This window comes from Oleiphilus sp. HI0123 (assembly GCF_001635315.1).
On the sequence record NZ_LWGE01000219.1, the window covers coordinates 1 to 4,238 of the forward strand.

Here is a 4,238-nt window from a genome sequence, read left to right on the forward strand (position 1 = left end):
TGAAACCGAATTGCTTACCTCTATTCGTCGAGCAGAGAGTGCTATCGAATCAGCCAAAATTCGATTAAAGGATATGGCACATGATGTAGATAATGCTCGTCAACTGCGCGAAAAACGCGTGATTACTGTGGAACAACTTCGCAAGGCAAAAGTGCAACACAATCTTGCGGAAACTCAGTTGAATCAAGCGCAGAGTGAGCTGGAAAGGCAGCTTGCTCGGGAGCCTTATCACCGCATCAATAGTCCAATTGATGCACGCGTTATTAAGCGCTGGGTGAATCAAGGGGATTTGGCTGTTATTGGAAAACCTCTTCTTCAACTCGAAGCGATTGGTGGTTTGGAGTTTGAGGCTTCGTTGCCAGCAGAGTGGGGGCAGACTCTAAATATTGGTGACCAATATGACATTAAAATTCACAAGCGCGATGAACCCGTTAAAGCCGTTATATCTCATATCGTGAATAGTGTTGATCGTATTACCCAAACCATTCAGATCAAACTCGCTTTGCCTGAATCCTACAAACTTGAAGCCGGCTTATCAGGGCAGGTGGACTTCATTATCTCTTATGAAAAACAGATTCTTGTTGATTCTTCATCAATCATTAAGCGGGCGGGGGTGTTTGGTGTATACCGAATCAATGAAGGTAAAGCAGTGTTTACGCCGGTCAATTTTGAGCGGAAGTGGCAACGTTATTTGGTGGTTCTCTCAGGCCTCGAGCCATCGGATATCGTTATCACTAACCCGCCATCTTCCTTAAGAGATGGGAGTCCAGTGGTCTTTAAACCTAGCGATGCCTCAGTAAATAGTGCAGAGACCAAGTAATGGATAAGAGCCAAAATTCGGGCGGCAAAGCAGCTTCTAACAGCAGCTTTAATATTGCCCATACGCTAGCCAAAACCTTTGTTGAATCAAAGCTTGTATTGGCCATTATTCCTGCCGTTATCTTGTTCGGTTTAATGGGGCTGTTTGAAATTCCCCGTGAAGAGAATCCTCAGATAGTGATTCCCGCTGCCGAAGTCACCATTCCCATACCAGGTATGTCACCTTTGGAAGTAGAACACTTGCTGCTAACGCCGCTCGAAAATCATCTCAATACGATGCAGGGGGTAAAGCACACTTACGGTGTGGCAGGAGAAGGCTTTGCCAAGATTCAAGTGGAGTTCAAAGTAGGAGAGGATAAAACCGAATCATTCGTGAGGCTCTATGACCAGGTGGAACGATACAAAATTCAGTTACCGCCTTTAGCGGGCGAGCCACATATTCATCTGATGGATGTGGATGATATCCCCTTTATAGTTGTGACCTTGGCTTCTGACAAGTACGACCGCTATCAGCTCACACATATGGCTGAAAGAATGACCGAGCATCTACATAGTATTGAGGGCGTTGGGCTCAGTGAAATTCATGGTGGTCAGGAGAACGAAGTACGCGTTGAGATAGATCCCACGCGTTTACAAGCTTTAGGTTTGGGCTTAAATCAAATTAGAGCGCACATACAAGGCGCTAGTATTGATCACTCGCTTGGCTTTAAGGTGATCGACAAAGACAACCAGCATTTGCGAATTAGTCATAAGCTGGAAGACCTTGAAGAGCTTAAGCGATTGGTGGTGTTTCGTGATGACGATAAAGTCGTTCATCTACAAGGTATAGCGCATATTACCACCGAGCCAGATACCAAAAACTTAAGCTTATCTCGCTTTAACTTTGGCCCCTCAGATAGTCGTTATAAACAGTACAAAGGGGAAGAGATGGCGGCTGTTCATATCGGTATCGCTAAACAGGCCGGTGTTAACTCAGTTCCTTTATCTGAGGCTATTCTGGAACGCGTCGCATCGATGCAAGAACAATGGATTCCTAACTCTGTTGAAGTAGTTACCACCAGAAATGATGGCCAGACTGCGGATGATTCTGTTAACTATCTTATTGAGCACCTCTTTATTGCAATCGCTGTCGTGAGTGTCGTGTTGTGGGTGTTTCTGGGGGGGCGCGCGGCGTCTATCGTATTCATTACGATACCTATCGTTTTCGCTCTGGTGATTGGAATCGACCTATTAGCCGGGCCAACTTTGAATCGTATGGCGTTGTATGCCTTGATACTCGCCTTGGGACTGTTGGTTGATGATGCCATTGTTGTCATCGAAAATATTCATCGGCATAACCAGTTACTCCCGAAAAATAGTTCTAAAGAGGCTTATTCAAAAGCCATTGTTAATGCCGCGTCTGAGATTGGTAACCCCACAACATTGGCAACAATTACGGTGGTTGCCGTATTCTTATCTCTGCTGTTTGTGACGGGAATGACGGGTGAATATTTTTATCCTATTGCGTTCAACGTACCTGCAGCGATGATCGCATCTCTATTGGTTGCGTATATTATTACGCCGTGGGCTGCCCGACGTTTCTTAACCGTCACCCACGAAGAACATAAAGAAATTTGGCTACAAACCTACTACAGAAGTTTGTTCAAGCGCCTCAGCCAAAGTAGGAAGTGGCGAAAAGTATTCTATCTGGGTGTGTTGGTCTGTTTGCTCGCTTCGTTACTGCAACCAAGTTGGCAATTTATTCGCTCGCAGGGCGTTGGTGGAGAACTATCGCCTATGGGCGTCAATTTAGTGTTTCTACCTAAAGATGATAAGAACACCTTTTTGGTGACATTTAAATTACCGGATGACACGCCCCTTGAGGAAACAGATCGCTTGGTGAGAGAGGTTGCGGGGGTTGTCCTTTCGCACGATGAAGTGGCGAATACACAAACCTTTGTAGGCGGCCCCTCCGTTATCGATTTCAATGGTCAAATAAAGGGAAGTGCAAATAACGTCGGCTCGCAGTATGCAGAAATGAGGGTTAATCTGAGTCATAAATGGACGCGCGACGATACTTCGATAGAGATTGTGCAGCAATTGCGTTTAGCACTTGCCGATATCATTGGTAATCACCCTGAGGCTACGGTTCAGTTATTAGAAGACCCTCCTGGGCCACCGATAAGAGCGACGGTTCTCGCTGAAATATACGAACAAGATAACGAGAAACGAGAGGCAACGGCCAAAGAATTAGAGACGCTGTTTAAAGATACCTGGGATATGGCTGAAGTGTGGACGAGCAATTCCACGCCTATTCAGGAATATAACTTCAAGATCGATCAACGCAGGGTTTTACTGGCCGGTTTAGATGTGCAGCAAGTTGCTGCTGCATTAAGCTTTTTTGTGCAAGGAGATATCGTGAATCACTTGTATGAGCAAGAAGCGAGAAATCCTATACCGATTAGGCTTGTCGTGCCTCATAACCAGCGCATTGTGCCGGAGATACTGGCTCAGACCTTTGTGAAAAATAAAGAAGGGGCATCCATCCCCTTATCGACGGTGATTGATATTGTTCCGAATGAGAAAGCGACACCTATTTTCCATAAGGATAATGAGCGAGTTTCTTATGTGGGAGGAGAGCTGGTAGATAGTGCACCTGTGTATGCAGTGCTCGATTTGGAAAAGAGAATCGAAGTATTACAAGTCGATAGAGAAACTAAAATTACGACGCGAAATCTGGGCTTTGTGCCTGATTCACCCACTACTTTGGATGACACTGTCATTCATTGGGATGGTGAATTGAGGCTGACACTGGATGTGTTTAGAGATTTGGGAATTGCGCTGGCGATGTCACTGCTTGCTATCTACTTTCTCTTAGTTGCTTACTATCAATCCTTTAGTTTGCCATTGCTTGTCATGGTATCTATTCCATTAGGTTTGATTGGTGTATTTCCGGGCCATTGGTTGCTCGATCAAGACTTTACCGCACCATCAATGATTGGTGTTATTGCTCTTGCGGGCGTTGCTGTTAGGAATTCTTTGCTGATCGTTGATTTTATCAGGGAGAGAATAGCCGAAGGCATGTCGCCAGAAGAGGCTATCTCAGATGCGGGCGCATTAAGAATTATTCCCATAACCTTAACCACCTTGGCCATTGTCTTTGGAACACTGGTAATCATCCCTGATCCCGTGATGGGAGGACTGGCTGTCTCCTTGATTTTTGGATCCATCAGCTCGGCGATTTTAACCGTGCTTGTTGTGCCGCTATTGTATGGGCGAAAAAACAAATACTGAATATAGTATGGCCCGATTTTTTCAATGAGCTGGAATTGAAAAATAATTATGTAGAGAGTTGATTATGAATAATCGACTTAAAAGTGCAGTGGCGCTAGATTTTGTTTGCGCTCAGCAATTGAAGTCTTATTTCTCTTAAAATAGCT

Annotated in this window: 2 protein-coding genes; both read left to right on the forward strand. The window is 44.9% G+C overall.

The window, feature by feature from the left end; genetic code table 11:
• Positions 1 to 820 (forward strand): efflux RND transporter periplasmic adaptor subunit (locus A3761_RS02115; RefSeq protein ID WP_068749708.1); only part of this gene is annotated, 820 nt, incomplete at its 5' end.
• Positions 820 to 4,092, forward strand: coding sequence for an efflux RND transporter permease subunit (locus A3761_RS02120; RefSeq protein WP_068740314.1), 3,273 nt, complete (start codon positions 820 to 822; stop codon positions 4,090 to 4,092). The genes A3761_RS02115 and A3761_RS02120, both read left to right, overlap by 1 nt.
• Positions 4,093 to 4,238: the final 146 nt, after the last annotated feature.

Excerpts from the sequence above, each read along its gene's own strand:
- A3761_RS02120 (WP_068740314.1), top strand. The coding sequence starts at position 820 with ATGGATAAGAGCCAAAATTCGGGCGGCAAAGCAGCTTCTAACAGCAGC.